Below are 19,851 nucleotides of genomic sequence, written 5' to 3' on the forward strand. Positions count from 1 at the left end.
CGTACCCGTGGTGCCCGTCGTACCCGTGGTGCCCGTCGTGCCCGTGAGACTTATGGTGGCTGTGGTGCTCGTGGTGCCCCTGATACCTGCCGTCCCTGGCGGCCGGGGAGCGGCGGTGTCCTCGGTATCCTCGGTGTCGCCAGTATTGCCGCGCTCGACCATCCTGACGTGGCGGTACGCCGGTCGCACCTCGTGGTCCGGCTGACTCCCATACGCGGGGGAGGGCCCCGACGCCTCAGCGGACGGACTCCTTTCCCCGGCAACCGCCATCCCTTCTCCGCCACTTGGGGTGACGAACCGGCCGATTGCCGTCTTGTCATGGCCTGTTAGCAGCACATACTTTTGCCCCTCCTGACGCAATGTCGAGGGGGACCTCCATGGCCGTACGCGGCCGGCACCGCCGGTATCAGCCGAACAGGATCAACCGCGCCTCACTGACCGTCACCGCGGGCGGCGCGGGACTGGCGCTCCCGCTGATGGGGACCGGCACGGCGGACGCGGCCGACGTGGAGACCTGGGACAAGGTCGCCGCCTGCGAGTCCACCAACGACTGGGACATCAACAGCGGCAACGGGTACTACGGCGGATTGCAGTTCTCCCAGTCCACCTGGGAGGCGTTCGGCGGCACCGAGTACGCACCGCGTGCGGACCTGGCCACCAAGGACCAGCAGATCGCCGTCGCCGAGAAGGTGCTGGACGGCCAGGGGCCCGGCGCCTGGCCCGTCTGCTCGCAGCGGGCCGGACTCACCCGGGGCGGCGACACGCCCGACATCCGGCCGGCCGGGGACGCGAGACCCACCAAGGGCACCAAAGGGTCCGCCGAGAAGTCGTCGGGCGAGCGCACCGGACGGTCCGGCGCGAAGCCGGACTCCGTGAAGGACGTCAAGCCCCAGACCACGCCGCAGTCCCGGGCCGGCAAGGGGCGCATGTACACGGTGGTCACCGGGGACACCCTCTCGGGCATCGCCGACACCCAGCGGGTCCGGGGCGGCTGGCAGCGGCTGTACGAGTCCAACCGCGCCGCCATCGGAACGGACCCCGACCTGATCCTGCCGGGGCAACGCCTCGCGGTGCGCGGCGAGGGAACCACCACCGCACCCCGCCCCGAGCGGAAGACGGCCGAGAAGCCCAGGGCGAAGACGGCCGAGCCCCAGCAGAAGCAGCACAAGCAGCCGAAGAAGTCGTCCCCGGACAGCGGCAAGGCCAAGACGGAGAACAAGGCCAAGACCGAGAACAAGGCCAGGACGGAGACGGCGGCCAAGACCGACAGGGCCACCGTGCGCCACGCGGTCGTCGCCCCCGTCGACGCCCCCACCGGCACGCCGTACCACCAGGCGGGCTCCTCCTGGTCGAAGGGCTACCACACCGGCGTCGACTTCCCCGTCGCCACCGGAACCTCGGTCAAGTCGGTCGCCGCGGGCCGGGTCGTCAGTGCGGGCTGGGGCGGTTCCTACGGGTACCAGGTGGTCGTCCGGCACGAGGACGGCCGCTACTCGCAGTACGCGCACCTCTCGGCGATCTCCGTCAAGGACGGTCAGTCGGTGGGCGCCGGCCAGCGCATCGGCCGCTCGGGCTCCACGGGCAACAGCTCGGGCCCGCATCTGCACTTCGAGGTGCGGACGGGGCCCGGGTTCGGTTCCGATGTCGACCCGCTGGCGTATCTGCGGGCCGGCGGGGTCAGGATCTGATCCGCACCCGGTGCCGGTCCAGCACCGGCGTCGGGACGAACGGACCGTTGTGGAACGGGCCGAAGAACGCCGGCGGATCGACCCTCTCCGAGAGCTCCCGAAGCCGGAGCGGCTCCTCGGAGGGGGCGGTGTCCGGGACCGGCGCTGCCGCGGGGGAGGGCACGAGGACCTTCTCGGGCGGGCCGCCGACCCGCTGACCGGTCACCGGGGCGCCCTCGGCCGCCGGGGCCGTTCCCGAAGGCACGGCACTCGGCCCACTCACGGCAGGGAGGACCGCCGCCGGGAGGACCGCCGCCTGGAGAGCCGCCGGAAGGGCCGCCGCCGGGGGAGCAGCGGAAGGAAGAGGCACGGCGGCGCCCTCGGTGCCCTCCCGCGCGATCCGCTCCGTCGTCAGGAGGATCAGGCCGCCGGCGGCCACCACACCGCAGCCCAGGGCGAGCAGGGTGCCGGTCGTGCCGTAGCGGAAGGTTTCGCCGAACATCGTGATGCCGACCACCGCGGCCACCACCGGGTTGACGACCGTCAGTGTCGCGAGCGGGGCCGCGAGACCGGCACCCCGGTAGGAAGCCTGGGACAGCAGCATGCCGGCCGTGGCGAGCACACCGATCACGGCCAGGGACGGCACGTCGGCGCCCGTGACACCGCCGGTCCAGTCGACCGCCACCGTCTTGGTGAAGACCGACGACATGCCGAACGCGATGCCGGAGGCGATGGCCAGCAGGATGCTGCGCACCGCCGGGTGCCGGTGCGCGGCCCGGCCGGCGATCATCAGAGCCACGATCACACCGCCGGTCACGACCGCCGCGGCCACCCGCTGCGCGGTGTCCAGGGACTGCGCGTCGGCGGCGCCGACCAGGGAGAGCAGACCGGCGAGACCGACCGTCGCCATGAGCGCGCCCCGCCAGGCCGTCGCCCCGGCCCTGCGGCCGACGAAGAGCGCCGCCATGGGCAGGGCGAACACGATGGTGAGCGCGCCCAGCGGCTGCACCAGGCTCAGCGGACCGAGCGCGAGGGCCACGACGTGCAGGAGGCCACCGAGGCCGTTGAGCGCGACCGCCGCCCACCAGGCGGGGCGGCGCAGGGGAGCGTACTGAGCACCGGGGGAGGAGACCGCGACCTGCTCCTGCACGATCGCTCCACCCGCGTACGCCACGGCGGAGACGAGCGACAGCAGCACGGACAACGCGAGGGCGCTCATCGGCTGCTCCTCTGCGTGAGGCGGGGGCTCTCGGCCCGACGCGGCGAACGGTCGTCTTCCATGGACAACACGATGCCGTCCCCAGAGCTTCCCGTCGTCGTCCCTGAGCACTCATTGAGTCCTACTGCCGATGGAGTACGAGGGCGGTGCCGTCCTCCCCAGGGTGGGCGCATCGCGGTCCGGCCCCTGACCAACGCCCCCTAGGGGCCCTGGTAGTACTGCTCCCCGCGCTCCCGGTCCCGCCGGCGATCCCCGCCCTCCCCGATCTTCGCAGCCCCTGCGCTCTTCCCCACGAGCCCCGTCTGAGTGACCATGAAGGGACCAGCCGACGAGCACGGGAGGTTCCGGGTGCGTGTGGGACTGCTGACCCGCGAGTACCCGCCGGACGTGTACGGCGGCGCGGGCGTCCATGTGGAGTTCCTCGCGCGGGAGCTCGCGCGCCTCGTCGACCTGGACGTGCACTGCTGGGGCGAGGGCCGTGCCGACGGGGTGCTGCGCCACCGTCCCTGGTCCGCGCTCGACGGAGCCAACGACGCGCTGCGCACCTTCTCCGTGGACCTCGCCATGGCCGCCGCCCTCGAAGGCCGCGAACTGGTCCACTCCCACACCTGGTACGCCAATCTCGGCGGCCACCTCGCCAAGCAGCTGTACGGCATCCCGCACGTGGTGACCGCCCATTCCCTGGAGCCCCTGCGCCCCTGGAAGGCCGAGCAGCTCGGCGGCGGCTACGCCCTGTCCGGCTGGGCCGAGCGCACCACTGTCGAGGCGGCCGACGCGGTCGTGGCCGTGTCCGGAGCGATGCGCGAGGACATCCTGGCCTGCTACCCGGCGCTCGATCCCGGCCGCGTCCACGTCGTGCACAACGGCATCGACACCGCCCTGTACCGCCCCGACCCCGGCACGGACGCCCTGGACCGGACGGGCCTGGACCGCTCCCGCCCGTACGTCCTGTTCGTCGGCCGCATCACCCGCCAGAAGGGCGTGCCCCACCTGCTGCGCGCCGTGCGGGACATCGATCCGGCCGCTCAGGTCGTGCTCTGCGCCGGCGCCCCGGACACCCCCGAGATCGACCGGGAGTTCCGGGACCTCTTCGCCGGGCTGAGCCGCGCCCGCGAGGGCGTGTACTGGATCCCGAGCATGCTGCCGCGCCGTGAGGTGATCCAGCTGCTGACCCATGCCGCCGTCTTCGTCTGCCCCTCCGTGTACGAGCCGCTGGGCATCGTCAACCTGGAGGCGATGGCCTGCGGAACGCCCGTCGTGGCCTCCCGGGTCGGCGGCATCCCCGAGGTCGTGGCGGACGGCGAGACGGGGCTGCTCGTCCCCAAGGACGGCGGCGTGAGCGGGGACCGGGACGACGACTTCGAGGCGGGCCTCGCGCGGGCGCTGGACTCCGTCCTCGGCGACCCGGAGGGCGCCCGGCGGATGGGCGAGGCGGGCCGGCGGCGCGCGGTGGACGAGTTCGGCTGGGACGCGGTCGCCCGTCGCACCGTGCGGCTCTACGAGGAGATCCTCAAACAGGCTTAGGCCGCCCCGGCCGGGGCAGCCGACGGTGAACGAGGGTGAGGGGAGCGGCCATGCGTCGTGGAGGTCCTTCGGTGCTCGGCATCGTGCTGGCGGGCGGAGAGGGCAAACGACTGATGCCCCTGACCGCGGACCGCGCCAAACCCGCGGTCACGTTCGGCGGCACGTACCGGCTGGTCGACTTCGTGCTGTCCAACCTGGTCAACGGCGACATCCTGCGGATCTGCGTCCTCACCCAGTACAAGTCGCACTCGCTGGACCGGCACATCACCACCACCTGGCGGATGTCCAGCCTGCTCGGCAACTACGTCACCCCCGTCCCGGCCCAGCAGCGGCTGGGCCCGCGCTGGTACCTGGGCAGCGCCGACGCGATCCTCCAGTCCCTGAACCTGGTGCACGACGAACAGCCCGACTACGTGGCCGTCTTCGGCGCCGACCACGTGTACCGGATGGACCCGCGCCAGATGCTGACCCAGCACATCGAGTCCGGCGCGGGCGTGACCGTGGCCGGCATCCGGGTGCCGCGCGGCGAGTCGTCCTCCTTCGGGGTGATCACGCCGGGCTCCGACGGCCGGACCGTCACCGGGTTCCTGGAGAAGCCCGCCGACCCGCCGGGGCTGCCCGACGACCCCGGGTGCGTCTTCGCCTCGATGGGCAACTACGTCTTCACCACCAAGGCGCTCATCGAGGCCCTGCACCGGGACGCCGAGGACGAGAACTCCGTGCACGACATGGGCGGCTCGATCCTGCCCCAGCTCACCGACCGCGGTGAGGCCGCCCTGTACGACTTCAGCGACAACCACGTACCGGGGGAGACCTCCCGCGACCAGGGGTACTGGCGGGACGTCGGCACGCTCGACGCCTACTACGACGCCCACATGGACCTGATCGCGGAGCGCCCCGCCTTCAACCTCTACAACCGCGACTGGCCGGTCTACACCCACTCCACCCAGCTCTCCCCGGCCCGGTTCAACGCCGGCGGCATGGCCAGTGAGTCGATCATCAGCGCGGGGTGCCTGATCCGCGGGCAGGTCACCCGGTCCGTGCTGTCACCGGGCGTGGTGATCGACCCGGGGGCCGTCGTACAGGGTTCGGTGCTGCACGACAACGTGCACATCGGCCGGGGCGCGGTGGTACGCGGGGCGGTGCTGGACAAGAACGTCGAAGTGCCGCCGGGCGCGACGATCGGCGTCAACCCGGAGCGGGACTCGGAGCTGTACACGGTCTCCAAGGGCGGCGTGATCGCGCTCGGCAAGGGGCAGCGCGTGCCGTGACGGCCGGGTGCCGTCCGCCGTCCGCCGTCGGCCCGCACGGTCGGCCCGCACCCGTCCGGGTGGCGCGCGCCGGTGGGGGCGGCGCCGTCCCCACCGCTCCGGGCGCCGCGGCCCCATGGGGCACCGCACTCGCGGCCCGGTCACAGGGCGGGACTTTAACCTGATGTTAACTGTGCGTAGCTTGATCGTACTTGACCGTAATCGACGCGGGGCGATTGACTGCTTGTCCATCCGTCGTCCCTGCGAGGCCCACCCTTGACTTCCGATCCGCTCGCTCCTCTCGACCTGGCGTTCTGGAACATCGAGTCCGCCGAGCACCCCATGCACCTCGGCGCGCTCGGCGTCTTCGCGGCCGGCTCGCCGACCGCGGGCGCCCACGCGGCGGACCTGCTCGCGGCCCGCGCCCCCGGCGTGCCCGGCCTGCGGATGCGCATCCGGGACACCTGGCAGCCGCCGGCCCTGGGGACGCCCTTCTCGTTCGGCGGCGCGACCCGGGAGCCCGCCCCCGGCTTCGACCCGCTCGACCACGTGCGGCTGCACCCCCCGACGACGGACTTCCACGCCCGGGCCGGCCGCCTCATGGAGCGCCCCCTGGAGCGCGGCCGGCCGCCGTGGGAGGCGCATGTGCTGCCGGGCGCGGACGGCGACTCCTTCGCCGTGCTCTTCAAGTTCCACCACGCCCTGGCCGACGGCCTGCGGGCGCTGACCCTCGCCGCGGGGGTCCTCGACCCGATGGACCTGCCCGCGCCGCGCCCGCGCCCCGAGGAGCCCGCCCGAAGACTCCTGCCGGACGTGCGCCGACTGCCGGAGCGGGTGCGCGACGCCCTGTCCGACGCCGGCCGGGCCCTCGACATCGGCGCCGCCGCCGCCCTGTCCACCCTCGACGTGCGCTCCTCGGCCGCGCTCACCGCCGCGTCCTCCGGAACCCGCCGCACCGCGGGTGTCGCCGTCGACCTCGACGACGTGCACCGGGTGCGCAAGACCGCCGGCGGCACGGTCAACGACGTCCTGATCGCGGTCGTCGCGGGCGCCCTGCGCAGCTGGCTGGACGAGCGCGGCGACGGCAGCGAGGGCGTCGCGCCCCGCGCCCTGATCCCCGTCTCCAAACGCCGGCCGCGTACCGCCCATCCGCAGGGCAACCGGCTCTCCGGATACCTGACCCGGCTGCCGGTCGGCGATCCGGACCCGCTCTCCCGGCTCGCCGCGGTGCGCACCGCCATGGGCCGCAACAAGGACGCCGGGCCGGGCCGCGGAGCCGGTGCCGTCGCCCTGCTCGCCGACCACGTGCCCGCGCTCGGACACCGGCTCGGCGGGCCGCTGGTCGGCCAGGCGGCCCGGCTCTGGTTCGACATCCTGGTCACCAGCGTGCCCCTGCCCAGCCTGGGCCTGCGGCTCGGGGGCCATCCGCTCACCGAGGTCTACCCGCTGGCGCCGCTGGCCCGGGGCCACTCCCTGGCGGTGGCCGTCTCCACGTACCGCGGGCAGGTCCACTACGGCCTGGTCGCCGACGCGAAGGCCGTGCCGGACCTGGACCGCTTCGCCCTGGCCCTCTCCCGGGAGGTGGAGACGCTGCTCACGGCCTGCGGTCCCTGACCCGGCGCGTTTGGCGTCCCGGCCCGCCGCTGAAGTAAAATCCGCCGTTCGAAAGCGGGCGCGAGTCGGAGCGCCGCGACGGTGATCAGGAACGGCAGCGGCGATGACGGTGACACAGGACGGCACGGCGACCACGGACGAGGTGGTGTACGGCCCGGGCATCGACCCGGAGCGGCTCGCCGTCTGCCTGAGCGTGCTGGAGGAGCTCGACGGACTCGACGTCGACCACCCGGACGCCATCCGGGTCCGCCGGGCCACCTCGCACATCTACCGGATGGTCAAGCAGCGCCGCCGCCAGGAGCGCCGGGCCGCCAAGACCGCCCACGACAAGGCCGTCACCGAGGCCACCGCCACCGGCTCCGCCGAACGCATCGACGACGAGACCGAAGGCATCCTGCCCTCCTCCCGCACCGAGGAGGGCAGCATCGCGGGGATACTCCAGCGCCCCCGCTCCTGCTACATCTGCAAGCAGCGCTACACCGAGGTCGACTACTTCTACCACCAGCTCTGCCAGAGCTGCGCCGCCGAGAACCGGGCCCGCCGCGACGCCCGCGCCGACCTCACCGGCAAGCGGGCGCTGCTCACCGGCGGCCGGGCCAAGATCGGCATGTACATCGCGCTCAGGCTGCTGCGCGACGGGGCGCACACCACGATCACGACCCGCTTCCCCAAGGACGCCATCCGCCGCTTCAAGGCCATGGACGACTCCGCGGACTGGATCCACCGCCTGGAGGTCGTCGGCATCGACCTGCGCGACCCCGCCCAGGCCGTGGCGCTGGCCGACCAGGTCACCGAGCAGGGCCCGCTCGACATCCTGATCAACAACGCCACCCAGACCGTACGCCGCCTGCCCTCCGCGTACGCCGCGCTGGTCGAGGGCGAGAGCGCCCCGCTGCCCGCAGGCGAGCTGCCCTCCCACCACGTCATCGGCGCCTTCAACTCCGGAGCGGTGGACGGGCTGGCGGCACTGCCCGTCGGCGTCTCGGGGCTCGACGCGCAGAAGGTGGCCGACCTCGCCCTGGTCGCCGGCAACGCCAGCGTGGTCCGGCACCGCGAGGGCACCGCCATCGACGCGGGCGGGCTGGTCCCCGACGTCGTCGACAGCAACACCTGGGTCCAGACCATCGAGCAGATCTCCCCGGTGGAGCTGCTGGAGACCCAGCTGTGCAACTACACCTCGCCGTTCATCCTCATCAGCGCCCTGCGTCCCGCGATGGCCGAGGCCGCGCGCCGGGCGACCGCCAAGCGTGCCTACGTCGTCAACGTCTCCGCGATGGAGGGCGTCTTCGCCCGCGGCTACAAGGGGGCGGGCCACCCGAACACCAACGCGGCCAAGGCGGCCATGAACATGGTCACGCGGACCAGCGCCCAGGAGATGTTCGACACCGACGGCATCCTGATGACCTCGGTCGACACCGGCTGGATCACCGACGAGCGTCCGCACTTCGACAAGCTGCGCCTGGCCGAGGCCGGCTTCCACGCCCCGCTCGACCTGGTGGACGGCGCCGCCCGCGTCTACGACCCGATCGTGCGCGGCGAGGCGGGCGAGGACCTGTACGGCGTCTTCCTCAAGGACTACGCGCCCGGCAAGTGGTGACGGTCCCGGCGGACCAACGGCCGTGACCCGTCGGCCGGTCGGCGGGGCGCCGTCCTGATCCGGAAGGTCCGGCTCAGTCGACGGCCCCCAGCCGCGCGTGCCGCGCCGCCGTCAGCTCCAGCACCGTGCGCCAGTCCTCCAGCACCCCGGCGTCGAACACGGTGGTGCGGGCCTCCTCGGCCGCCTGCCGCAGACCGACCGCGTCGTCGTCGTGGGCCCAGGCGTCGGCCTGGGCGTGACGGCGCAGCAGCCGGGCGACGCGCGCGCCGAGCAGTGGCCGTACCGCGTCGGCGGCCCGGCCGCCGGACCACAGCAGCCGGCCCACGGGTGCCACCAGACCGGCCACCTGGAGTTCCTTGTCGGCGGGGCGCCGCCGGCGGAGCAGCGCGGCGGTGCGCAGCGCGTGCTCGTGCGGGTCCACCCGCCCGCCGCCGCGTTCCGCGAGGGTCCCCTCGCCGCGGCAGGCGTACAGCAGGTCCATCAGCTCCTCGACGCTGCGCGGTTCCATGCCTCGGTCCTCCCACGAGACAGCCGTTGCCGACCGACAGCAGACCATGGCCGCCTTGCGCCGCAGCCAACGGCGACTTAACTGTGCGCCCCGGCCGTCGGCGGCCATCGAAGACACGGTCGGCCGCATCGGCCGAACGGGTGAGTCACCTGTGGTGCGCAAACGGGCTCATACCGGCATACTCGGGCCAACTGGGCAGGATGTGAAGGGCAATGGTTCCCCCATGTTTTGGGCCCCATAGAGCGCACCCCCGCTCATTTGGTTAATCTAAAGCGGACGGGCGACAGCACAGGGCTCCACCCCCACCCGATGTCCGTCTGGGACAAGCCGGTTCACAACGGCCTGCTCTCGCCCGAGTTACCGGCGCCACCGCGTCCGAACTGCATGCGACTGAAACCCCAGCGGGCGTCTGGTGCCGGACAGCAGACTCGGCCGACAGGCCCCTAGGGTGACCCGACACATAAGGAGTGCGCGGTGACACCGGAGACGACGAATCCAGAGCAACGCCCCAAGGAACGCATCGAGCGCGGGGGCCGCCGGCCAGGAGAGATCGGCAGCCTCGACGTGTGGGCCCGGTCCGCCCCCATCCGCCTCGCGGGCTACGAGGAGGACCTCGCCGAGCCCCACATCCTGCCCAGCGTGGACTGACCACGCGCGACCCGCGGGATTCGCCGCAGGCAGGGGCGTGCGAGACTCGCGCCCATGCTGATCAGGGAAGCGACGGCCGGTGACTGGCCGCACATCTGGCCCATCTGGCACCGCATCGTCGCGGCCGGCGAGACCTACGCCTGGGACCCGGACACGTCCGAGGAGGACGCCCGGGCCCTGTGGACCAACCCCGCCAAACGCGTCTACGTCGTCGAGGACGAGGGCACCGTCGTCGCCTCCGCCTACGTGACCCCCAACTACGGCGGGCCCGCCGCGGGCATCGCCAACGCCGGCTTCATGGTCGACCCCGACCGGGCCGGCCGCGGCACCGGACGGGCCCTCGCCGAACACGTCCTGGCCGCCGCCGCCGACCAGGGGTACCGGGGCATGGTCTTCAACGCCGTCGTCGAGACCAACCCCGCCGTGCGCCTGTGGACCTCCCTCGGCTTCACCGTCCTGGGCACGGTGCCGGACGCCTTCGACCACCCGCGGCACGGGCGCGTCGGCCTGCACATCATGTACCGCGCCCTCTGACGGGCTACCCGCCGGGCGGGGCGCTCAGTCCAGCGGCGCCGTGCGACGCCAGGGGCGCAGCGCCTCGATCCGCTCCGCCAGCTCCAGCAGCGCCGCCTCCGAACCCGGTCGCCCCACCAGCTGCACGGCGCAGGGGGCGCCCGAGGGCAGGGTGCCGACCGGTAGCGCCATCGCGGGCCAACCGGTCAGGTTCCACGGCGGAGTGAAGGGCGAGTAGGCCGTGTCGGCCACGATGTTGCGCAGCCAGCCCCGCTCGTGCCAGGGTGCGGCCGCGGGGGAGCGGCGGGCCAGTGCCGGGGTGAGCAGGACGTCGTGCGCGTCGAAGAACGGCTCCAGGCGGGCGCGGAGCGCCTCGCGCCCCCGGCCGGTGGTGGCCGTGCGCACGAAGGCCCGCCCGACGGCCGCGTGCACCCGGGTCCGCCGGGCCAGCCGGCGCCGGTCGAGGCCGCGTGCGTCCACCGCCGTGCCCGCCGTCCAGTGGACCAGGGCGGTCAGGCCCAGCGAGGCGGGGTAGGGCGGGTCGGCCCGGCGCACCTGGTGACCCGCCTTCATGAGCAGCTCGGCCGCCTCGCGGACGGCGTTCGTGTACGGGCGGGAGACGGGGACGCCGGCCAGGGGGCTGCGCGGGGAGACCGCGATGCGGAGGGAGCCGGAGTCCGCGCGCCCCACCGGCCCGCCGTCCGCGCGGTCGCCCGCGAGGACCGCCAGCATCAGGCGTGCGTCCTCGACCGTCGTGGCCAGCGGTCCGTTCTCGGACATGCCGAACCAGTCGCCCTCGCCGATGCCGGCCGGTACCACCCCGTGGCCCGGCTTGACGGTGACCAGGCCGCAGTTGGCCGCCGGTATGCGCAGCGAACCCATGCCGTCGTTGCCGAGCGCCAGCGGCACCAGACCCGCGGCGACCGCGGCGGCACTGCCGCCCGAGGAACCACCCGCGGAGCGGGCCGGGTCCCACGGGTTGCGGGACGTGCCGTGCACGCCCTCGGTGGTGCCGAACACGCACAGCTCGGGCACGTTGGTGAGGCCCACCACCACCGCGCCGGCCGCCCGCAGCCGGGCCACGGTGACGTGGTCCGCCCCGGCGGGCGTGTCCGGCGTCGCGGCGGAACCGACGCGCTTCGACTCGCCGCGCACCGCGAGATTGTCCTTGACCGCCACCGGCACGCCGGCCAGCGGCAGTTCGGCCAGGCCGTTCCGGGCGCCCACCTCGTCGGCCTCGTCGAGCGCCGCCGCGGCCCGGACCACGCGGAAGGCACCGACGCGGCCGTCCAGCCGCTCGATCCGGGCGAGGTGCGCCGCCACCACCTCGCGGGGCGTGACGCGCCCCTCGCGGACGGCGGCGGCGATGTCGGCGGCGGTCCGGCCGGCCCAGCTGGTCACGGAAGGGGCTCCTCGGGGTGCGGAAAGGGGGCTTACCGGAGAGGGCACTCACCGGAAACGGGACTACTGACGAGTACGTGAGCACTCTGCCCGCCCGGACGCCTCCACGTCGAGAGGCGGACGCACACGGTTCGCGGGACGCGCGGTGGGGGAGCTGTACACCACGTCCGCCCCAGTGACCGCGACCCACCGACGCCGAACCGCCGACTCCCGAGCCGCCCCGCCGACTCCCGAGCCGCCCCGCCCGCCGCGGGCCGCCCCGCACACCCGCCCCCGACCACGGAGGACCCCGCATGCATGACGACCGCAGCCTGGTCGAAGCCCGCCTCGAGCGCGTCCTCGACGAGCGCATCCGCCCCGCCGTGTACCCCGAGTCCGTGCCCCTGGACGTCGCCGTGTGGCACGCGCCCGGCGAGCCCGTGCCGGTCGCCGAGGGACTCGCGGCCGAACCCGAACCCGTCGAGGTGGGCGCCCGCTGGGGCGCCCCCTGGGGCACCAGCTGGTTCCGCGTCACCGGGACCGTGCCCGAGGAGTGGGCGGGCCGGACCGTCGAGGCGATCCTCGACCTCGGCTTCGACGAGAGCATGCCCGGCTTCCAGTGCGAGGGCCTGGTCTACCGGCCCGACGGCACCCCGGTGAAGGGCCTCAGCCCCCGCAACCAGTGGGTGCGCGTCGCCGCCCCCGCCCAGGGCGGCGAGGAGGTCCGCCTGCACGTCGAGGCGGCGTCCAACCCCGTCATCTTCGGCCCCCGCCCCTTCGTGCCCACGCCTCTCGGGGACAAGGAGACCGCCGGCGACGAACCGCTGTACACCCTCGCCCGCATGGACCTCGCCGTCCTCGACGAGACGGTGTGGAACCTGGTGCTCGACCTGGAGGTGCTGGGCGAGCTGATGGCCGAGCTGCCGGTGGACTCGCCCCGCCGCTGGGAGATCCTCCGCGCCCTGGACGGGGCGCTGGACGCGGTCGACCTCCAGGACGTCAACGGCACCGCGGAGGCAGCCCGTTCCCGCCTCACCGGCGTCCTCTCCGCCCCCGCCGCCGCGTCCGCGCACCGCATCAGCGCCGTCGGTCACGCCCACATCGACTCGGCGTGGCTGTGGCCGCTGCGCGAGACCGTCCGCAAGGTCGCGCGCACGACGTCCAACATGACCGCCCTGCTGGAGGACGAGCCGGACTTCGTCTTCGCCATGTCGCAGGCCCAGCAGTGGGCGTGGGTGCGCGACCACCGGCCCGAGGTGTGGGCGCGGGTGAAGAAGGCCGTGGCCGACGGCCGGTTCGTGCCGGCCGGCGGCATGTGGGTGGAGTCGGACACCAACATGCCGGGCTCCGAGGCGATGGCCCGGCAGTTCGTGCACGGCAAGCGCTTCTTCCTCGACGAGTTCGGCGTCGACAACGACGAGGCCTGGCTGCCCGACACCTTCGGCTTCGCCGCCGGCCTGCCGCAGATCATCAGGGAGGCCGGCGCCAAGTACCTGCTGACGCAGAAGATCTCCTGGTCGCAGACGAACCGGTTCCCGCACCACACCTTCCGCTGGGAGGGCATCGACGGCACCCGGATCTTCACCCACTTCCCGCCCGTCGACACCTACAACTGCTCCATGCGGGGCGACGAGATCGCCCACGCGGCCCGCAACTTCAGGGACAAGGGCGTGGCCCGGCACTCCCTCGCCCCCACCGGCTGGGGCGACGGCGGCGGCGGCACCACCCGCGAGATGGTCGCCAGGGCGGCCCGGCTGCGTGACCTCGAAGGGTCGGCGACCGTCACCTGGGAGACCCCGCGGGCCTTCTTCGCCAAGGCCGAGGCCGAGAACCCCGAGCCGCCGGTCTGGGTCGGCGAGCTGTACCTGGAACTGCACCGCGCCACCCTCACCAGCCAGGCCCGGACGAAACAGGGCAACCGACGGAGCGAGCACCTGCTGCGGGAGGCCGAGCTGTGGGCGGCCACGGCCGCGGTGCGCACCGGATTCGCCTACCCCTACGACGACCTGGACCGGATCTGGAAGACCGTCCTGCTCCACCAGTTCCACGACATCCTGCCCGGCTCCTCCATCGCCTGGGTGCACCGCGAGGCGCGCGCCACGTACGACCGCGTCGCCGGGGAGCTGAACGGCGTCATCGACGCCGCCCAACGCGCCCTGGCCGGTGCGGGCGACACCCCGCTCGTCTTCAACGCCGCCCCCCACCCCCGCACCGGCGTCCCGGCCGGCGCCGCCGCCGCCCCCGTCTCCGAGGGCCGCACCGTCCTCACCCCGCGCCCCGGGGGCGGCCACGTCCTGGACAACGGGCTGCTGCGGGTCGGGATCGACGGCCGCGGCCTGGTCGTGTCGGTGTACGACCTCGCCGCCGACCGCGAGACGATCGCGCCGGGCGGGGCGGGCAACCTCCTCCAGCTGCACCCCGACCTGCCGAACATGTGGGACGCCTGGGACGTCGACGCGTTCTACCGCAACACCGTCACCGACCTGACCGACGCCGACGAGCTGGCACCCGGCGACGACGGCGCCTCGGTGCGGGTCGTCCGCGGCTTCGGCTCCTCCCGCGTCACCCAGACACTGAGGCTCGCGCCCGGGGACCGGCGCCTGGAGGTGGAGACCGAGGTCGACTGGCACGAGACGGAGAAGTTCCTCAAGCTCGCCTTCCCGCTCGACCTGCATGCCGAACGGTACGCGTCGGAGACCCAGTTCGGGCACTTCCACCGGCCCACCCACACCAACACCAGTTGGGAGGCGGCCAGGTTCGAGGCGTGCAACCACCGCTTCGTCCACCTGGAGGAGCCCGGCTGGGGCGTGGCGGTCGTCAACGACTCGACGTACGGCCACGACGTGACCCGCACCGTCCGCACCGGTGACGACGCGGGTACGACCACCACCGTGCGGGTGTCGCTGCTGCGGGCCCCGCGCTTCCCCGACCCGGAGACCGACCAGGGCGTGCACCGCTTCCGGCACGCGCTGGTGCCGGGCGCCGGCATCGGCGACGCGGTGCGCGAGGGCTGGCGGATCAACCTGCCCGAGCGGCGGCTGACCGGCGCGGGCGAGGTGGCGCCACTGGTGACGGTCGACCACGAGGCGGTCGTGGTCACCGCCGTCAAGCTGGCCGACGACGGCAGCGGGGACGTGGTGGTCCGCTTCCACGAGGCGCACGGCGGCCGGGCCAGGGCCACCCTGACGGCCGGGTTCCCGGTCGCGCGAGTGGCGGTGACCGACCTGCTGGAGCGCCCGCGGGCCGAGGAGGGTCCCGCGGTCGAGGCCGACGGCGAGCGGATCTCCGTCCGGCTGCGCCCGTTCCAGCTGATGACCCTGCGCATCGCCCGCGCGTAGCGCGCGCCGGTCCGGCTCACGGCCCCCGGTGAGCCGGACCGGGGCCCGCTACGGCCGTGGCGCCCCGGCCAGCCGGGTCGGCGGCAGATACTCCCGCACGTACGTCCGCTCCCAGCAGGCGCCCGTCTCCCGCAGCTCGCGCCACGTCGTGTACCGGTACCGGAACAGCCGGGCGCGGACGAAACGGGGCGGCGCGTCCGCCGGGAACGGGGAGCGGCGCAGCAGCCTCAGCGTCGCGCGGTCGTTCTCCAGCAGCCGTTCCACCAGGACGCCGAACCAGGGGTCGGCGTACGAGGGCGACAGCGCGGCGAACCACATCAGCCAGTCCAGCCGCAGATGGTACGGCGCGAACTGGCGCGGCCAGCGCCGCGGATCTCCGGGCTTGCCCTTGAACTCGTACTCCCGCCAGTCCGAGTCCTCCCGGGCCACCTCGTCGGAGGTGCCCTCGATCACCACCTCGTAGCGGACCCGGCTGACGGTGCCGAAGGCACCGTAGGTGTTGACCAGGTGCAGCGGGTCGAAGGAGCGGTTCATCACCTGGCGGCGGGAGACCATGTTGCGGACGGGCCGGTGGCTGAGGAAGAGCAGCAGGGCCGCGGCCGCGAGGACCACGACCTCGTACCAGAGCGGCGCGGCGGACACGGACGGCGGATCGGCCGGGAACCGCACCGCCGACAGGGCCAGCACGATGGTGACCCAGTTCAGCCAGGAGAAGTTGCCCGACAGCACCAGCCACAGCTGGGTCACGATCATCAGCGCCGCGGCGGCCGTCGCGACGGGCTGCGGCGTGAAGAGCAGGAAGGGCACCGCGAGCTGCGTGACGTGGTTCGCGGCCACCTCCACCCGGTGCAGCGGCCGGGGGAGGCGGTGGAAGAACCAGCTCAGCGGCCCCGGCATCGGCTGGGTCTCGTGGTGGTGGTCCAGGCAGGTCAGCTTCCGCCAGCACTCGTCGCCGCGCATCTTGATCAGCCCCGCCCCGAACTCCACGCGGAAGAGCAGCCAGCGCAGCAGGAACAGGACCAGCACCGGCGGCGCCACCTCGTCGTTGCCGAGGAACACCGCGAGGAAGCCGGTCTCCAGCAGCAGCGACTCCCAGCCGAAGGAGTACCAGGTCTGCCCGACGTTGACGACCGACAGGTACAGCGCCCACGGCACCAGCCACAGCAGCATCGCCCCCCACAGCGGCAGCAGCGAGTCCAGGCCCGCCACCAGCGCCGCCGACACCGCGCAGCCCGCCCAGGCGCAGCACGCGAAGAGGCGGTCCGAGTAGCGGAGCTGGAACAGGCTCGGCGCCCGCCTGAACGGCACCCGCTCGACGAAGCGGGGCACGGGCAGCATGCCGCGCTCGCCGATCAGCGGACGGAACTGCAGGGCGGCGGTCAGGAAGGCGACCAGGTACATCGCGGCCAGGGCCCGCTGGAAGACCAGCCTGCTCAGCCAGTAGTCGGGGGCGGTGAACCACTCCACGGCCGCGCTCCTCTCGTACGGTCACGCTCTGTGTACCCCGGTGGGCGGGTGGCGCCCTCCCTCGACCCGGGCGGCGGACAGGAGTCGAAGAATCGGGCAAACCCTGGCAAGGTGGGGCCCATGGTTGATCGGGGAGCGAGTGCCTCGTCACTCCCGGACGACTGGCCCGCCCACCCGGACCCGATCCTGGCGCTCAACCGCATGGGCAGCTTCGACTGGGACCTGGACACGGGACTGTTCCACATGGACGCCCAGGCCCACGAGGTGTTCGATCTGCGCCCGGACGAGTACGACGGGCGGCCGGAGTCCCTCGCGGTCCGCGTCCCCGCGGCCGAGGGCAGCCGTCTGGACGCCATCGTCGCCCGGGCCATGAAGGACGGCAGCGAGAACTACGGGACCTACTTCCGGCTGCGCACCCGCGACGGCACCCTGCGCTGGACCCGCACCCAGGGCTACATCCGCCGCGACGGCACCGGCCGCCCCCGCCGCATCATCGGCATCGTCCGCGACGCCACCCAGGAGGTCGGCGACATCGAGGCCCGCCGCGAGCAGGCCGCGCAGGACGAGGCCCGCCGGCGGCTCACCAACGTCGTCCAGCTCGCCACGGCCGCCCTCGCGCACGCCCGCACGGTGGACGACGTCATCGAGGTCCTGCGCGACACCCACGGCCTCACCCGCCTCGGCGCCACCAGCCTCGTCATGGGCCTGGTCGAGGCCGGCCGCATCCGGCTGGTCGCCGACGGCCCCGACAACAGCTTCGCCCCCGGCACCCGCGTCACCCGGATCGACGAGCCGTACCCGATGAGCGAAGCCGTACGGACCCTCAGCCCCCGCTTCATCGAGTCGCCGGAGGAGTTCGCGGAGCGCTACCCCCTCCTGTGGCAGCACATCACCCACCTGGACATCACCGCGGCCGCCTACCTGCCGCTGATCGCCCAGGCCCGGCCGATCGGCGCGATCGGGCTCCTCTACAGCGACCGGCGCGGCTTCTCCCCGGAGGACCGCAACGTGCTGGTCGCGCTCGGCAGCGGCATCGCGCAGAGCCTGCAGCGGGCCATGCTCTACGAGCAGGAGATGGACCTCGCCGAGGGCCTCCAGCAGGCCATGCTGCCGCGCACCATCCCCAGCGTGCCCGGCTGCGACATCGCCGTCCGCTACCGCGCGGCCACCATCGGCGGCGCCTTCGGCCGTGACATCGGAGGCGACTGGTACGACCTGATCCCGCTGCCCGGCGGACGCGTGGGCGCCGTCATCGGTGACGTCCAGGGGCACGACACGCACGCCGCCGCCGTCATGGGCCAGCTGCGCATCGTGCTGCGCGCCTACGCCGCCGAGGGCCACCCCCCGGCCACCGTGATGGCGCGGGCCTCGGTCTTCCTCCACGAACTCGACACCGACCGCTTCGCGACCTGCCTGTACGCGGAGGCCGACCTCGCCACCGGCGTGGTCCAGGTGGTCCGCGCCGGGCACCTCGACCCGCTGCTGCGCGCGGGCGACGGCAGCTGCCGCCGGGTGCCCGTCGAGGGCGGCCTGCCGCTCGGCCTGTCCGCCGAGTTCGGGCGCCTGGCCTACCCGGTCTCCACCGTCGAGCTGGATCCCGGGCACACCCTGCTGCTGTGCACCGACGGCCTGGTCGAGGAGCCCGGTGCCGACGTGGACGAGGGGATACAGGCCCTCACGGCGCTGGTGGCCTCCGGTCCGCAGGACGTCCGGGACCTGGCCGACCGGCTCATCGACGTGGCCGAGGAGCGCCGCGGCGACGACGACGTGGCGCTGCTCCTGCTGCGCCGGCACGGGCTGGGTACGCCCCGGACCTTCGGCCGGCTCCAGCAGCACGTGTCCCCGGGCGACCCCGAGGCGCTCACCGAGGCCCGGCACATGATCCGCGCCGCCGTCCGTGCCTGGGGTGCCGGCCCGCAGAGCGACGAGATCGAACTGGTCGCCGACGAACTGGTCACCAACGCCCTCATGCACACCGAGGGCTCCGCGATCGTCACCCTGCGGCTGCTCACCGGGACGGACCGCCGGCTGCGGGTCGAGGTCGAGGACTCCTCCAGCGCCCTGCCCCGCCGCCGCGACGCCGGGGACTCCGGGGTCTCCGGACGAGGACTGCTCCTGGTCGAGACGCTCGCCGACCAGTGGGGCGTGGAGGCCCGCGGGCGCGGCAAGTGCGTGTGGTCCGAATTCGTCGTCTCCCACCGCCGGGGCTGAGTCCCGCTGGCGCTGTCGGTCCCCGGTGGCACCCTTGACGTATGCCCGAACTGCCCGAGGTCGAGGCGCTCAGGGACTTCCTGACCGAGCACCTCGTCGACCGTGAGATCGTCCGCGTGCTGCCCGTGGCGATCAGCGTGCTGAAGACGTACGACCCTCCGCTCTCCGCCCTGGAGGGCCACCGGGTGGCCGCCGTGCACCGTTACGGCAAGTTCCTCGACGTCGAGACCGCCGGCGGCCCGCATCTGGTCACCCACCTGGCCCGGGCGGGGTGGCTGCACTGGAAGGACAGCCTCCCCACCGGCCCGCCCCGCCCCGGCAAGGGCCCCCTGGCCCTGCGCGTCGCCCTGGACACCGGGGCCGGGTTCGACCTGACGGAGGCGGGCACGCAGAAGCGTCTCGCCGTGTACGTCGCGGCCGACCCCCAGCAGGTGCCGGGGGTGGCCCGACTCGGCCCCGACCCGCTCGCCGACGACTTCGACGAGGCCCGCTTCGCCGCCCTCCTCGACGGTGAGCGCCGGCAGCTCAAGGGCGCCCTGCGCGACCAGAGCCTGATCGCGGGGGTGGGCAACGCGTACAGCGACGAGATCCTGCACGCCGCGCAGATGTCCCCCTTCAAGCTCGCCGCCTCCCTCACCGACGCGGAGACCGCACAGCTGTACGAGGCGCTGCGCGCCACGCTCACCGAGGCGGTCGAGCGGTCCCGGGGCGTCGCGGCCGGCCGGCTGAAGGCCGAGAAGAGGAGCGGGCTGCGGGTGCACGGCCGCACCGGCGAGCCGTGTCCGGTGTGCGGCGACACGGTCCGGGAGGTCTCCTTCAGCGACTCCTCGCTCCAGTACTGCCCGACCTGCCAGACCGGCGGCAAGCCGCTGGCGGACCGGAGGCTGTCCCGGCTGCTCAAGTAGGGCGGCCGGC

At 73.6% G+C, this 19,851-nt stretch carries 14 protein-coding genes; 10 read left to right on the forward strand and 4 right to left on the reverse strand.

Annotation, left to right across the window (positions count from 1 at the left end; translation table 11 throughout):
- Positions 1-377: 377 nt before the first annotated feature.
- A complete protein-coding gene (locus tag ACGF5T_RS21650; protein WP_366766961.1) occupies positions 378-1,688 on the forward strand; it encodes a transglycosylase family protein in 1,311 nt (436 codons plus the stop codon).
- Here the strand turns inward: ACGF5T_RS21650 and ACGF5T_RS21655 are convergent.
- The gene (locus tag ACGF5T_RS21655; protein WP_366766960.1) at positions 1,678-2,886 is read right to left on the reverse strand and encodes a DMT family transporter; all 1,209 of its coding nucleotides are present in this window, start codon (positions 2,884-2,886) and stop codon (positions 1,678-1,680) included. The two genes, ACGF5T_RS21650 and ACGF5T_RS21655, sit on opposite strands and share 11 nt — an antisense overlap.
- Positions 2,887-3,234: 348 nt before the next feature.
- Between ACGF5T_RS21655 and glgA the strand changes: the two genes are divergently transcribed.
- The 4 genes from glgA (at position 3,235) to ACGF5T_RS21675 (ending at position 8,871) form a co-directional block, all read left to right on the forward strand.
- Positions 3,235-4,410 carry a glycogen synthase gene (gene glgA / locus ACGF5T_RS21660; RefSeq protein WP_366766995.1) on the forward strand — a complete coding sequence of 392 codons (1,176 nt, stop codon included), beginning with the start codon at positions 3,235-3,237 and terminating at the stop codon, positions 4,408-4,410.
- A 50-nt stretch (positions 4,411-4,460) separates the two neighbouring features.
- The gene (glgC, locus tag ACGF5T_RS21665) at positions 4,461-5,681 is read left to right on the forward strand and encodes a glucose-1-phosphate adenylyltransferase (RefSeq protein ID WP_356605358.1); all 1,221 of its coding nucleotides are present in this window, start codon (positions 4,461-4,463) and stop codon (positions 5,679-5,681) included.
- A 255-nt stretch (positions 5,682-5,936) separates the two neighbouring features.
- Positions 5,937-7,274: a wax ester/triacylglycerol synthase family O-acyltransferase gene (locus ACGF5T_RS21670; protein WP_356605356.1), complete on the forward strand. Its 1,338-nt coding sequence runs from the start codon at positions 5,937-5,939 to the stop codon at positions 7,272-7,274.
- 103 nt (positions 7,275-7,377) lie between these two features.
- Entirely contained in the window at positions 7,378-8,871 is a 1,494-nt protein-coding gene (locus tag ACGF5T_RS21675) for an SDR family NAD(P)-dependent oxidoreductase (RefSeq protein WP_356605354.1), read from the forward strand.
- Between the two features lie 73 nt (positions 8,872-8,944).
- Here the strand turns inward: ACGF5T_RS21675 and ACGF5T_RS21680 are convergent, their stop codons facing one another.
- The gene (locus ACGF5T_RS21680; RefSeq protein WP_356605352.1) at positions 8,945-9,379 is read right to left on the reverse strand and encodes a hypothetical protein; all 435 of its coding nucleotides are present in this window, start codon (positions 9,377-9,379) and stop codon (positions 8,945-8,947) included.
- A 474-nt stretch (positions 9,380-9,853) separates the two neighbouring features.
- Here ACGF5T_RS21680 and ACGF5T_RS21685 point away from each other — a divergent pair, with 474 nt between their 5' ends.
- Positions 9,854-10,027 (forward strand): hypothetical protein, encoded by a 174-nt coding sequence (locus ACGF5T_RS21685; protein WP_356605350.1) that lies wholly within the window; start codon positions 9,854-9,856, stop codon positions 10,025-10,027.
- A gap of 54 nt (positions 10,028-10,081) precedes the next feature.
- A complete protein-coding gene (locus ACGF5T_RS21690) occupies positions 10,082-10,561 on the forward strand; it encodes a GNAT family N-acetyltransferase (protein WP_356605348.1) in 480 nt (159 codons plus the stop codon).
- 24 nt (positions 10,562-10,585) lie between these two features.
- Here ACGF5T_RS21690 and ACGF5T_RS21695 read toward each other — a convergent pair whose 3' ends face one another.
- Positions 10,586-11,941: an amidase gene (locus tag ACGF5T_RS21695; RefSeq protein ID WP_366766959.1), complete on the reverse strand. Its 1,356-nt coding sequence runs from the start codon at positions 11,939-11,941 to the stop codon at positions 10,586-10,588.
- 293 nt (positions 11,942-12,234) lie between these two features.
- Between ACGF5T_RS21695 and ACGF5T_RS21700 the strand changes: the two genes are divergently transcribed.
- Positions 12,235-15,258 (forward strand): glycoside hydrolase family 38 C-terminal domain-containing protein, encoded by a 3,024-nt coding sequence (locus ACGF5T_RS21700; RefSeq protein ID WP_366766958.1) that lies wholly within the window; start codon positions 12,235-12,237, stop codon positions 15,256-15,258.
- Between the two features lie 48 nt (positions 15,259-15,306).
- Here the strand turns inward: ACGF5T_RS21700 and ACGF5T_RS21705 are convergent, their stop codons facing one another.
- Positions 15,307-16,725, reverse strand: a complete 1,419-nt coding sequence (locus ACGF5T_RS21705) for a lipase maturation factor family protein (RefSeq protein WP_366766957.1) — start codon at positions 16,723-16,725, stop codon at positions 15,307-15,309.
- Between the two features lie 120 nt (positions 16,726-16,845).
- Between ACGF5T_RS21705 and ACGF5T_RS21710 the strand changes: the two genes are divergently transcribed.
- The gene (locus ACGF5T_RS21710; RefSeq protein WP_356605341.1) at positions 16,846-18,936 is read left to right on the forward strand and encodes a SpoIIE family protein phosphatase; all 2,091 of its coding nucleotides are present in this window, start codon (positions 16,846-16,848) and stop codon (positions 18,934-18,936) included.
- A gap of 41 nt (positions 18,937-18,977) precedes the next feature.
- Positions 18,978-19,841, forward strand: a complete 864-nt coding sequence (locus tag ACGF5T_RS21715; protein ID WP_366766956.1) for a DNA-formamidopyrimidine glycosylase family protein — start codon at positions 18,978-18,980, stop codon at positions 19,839-19,841.
- Positions 19,842-19,851 lie beyond the last annotated feature (10 nt).

It is taken from the genome of Streptomyces sp. NPDC047853, assembly GCF_043204535.1.
Lineage (GTDB): Bacteria > Actinomycetota > Actinomycetes > Streptomycetales > Streptomycetaceae > Streptomyces.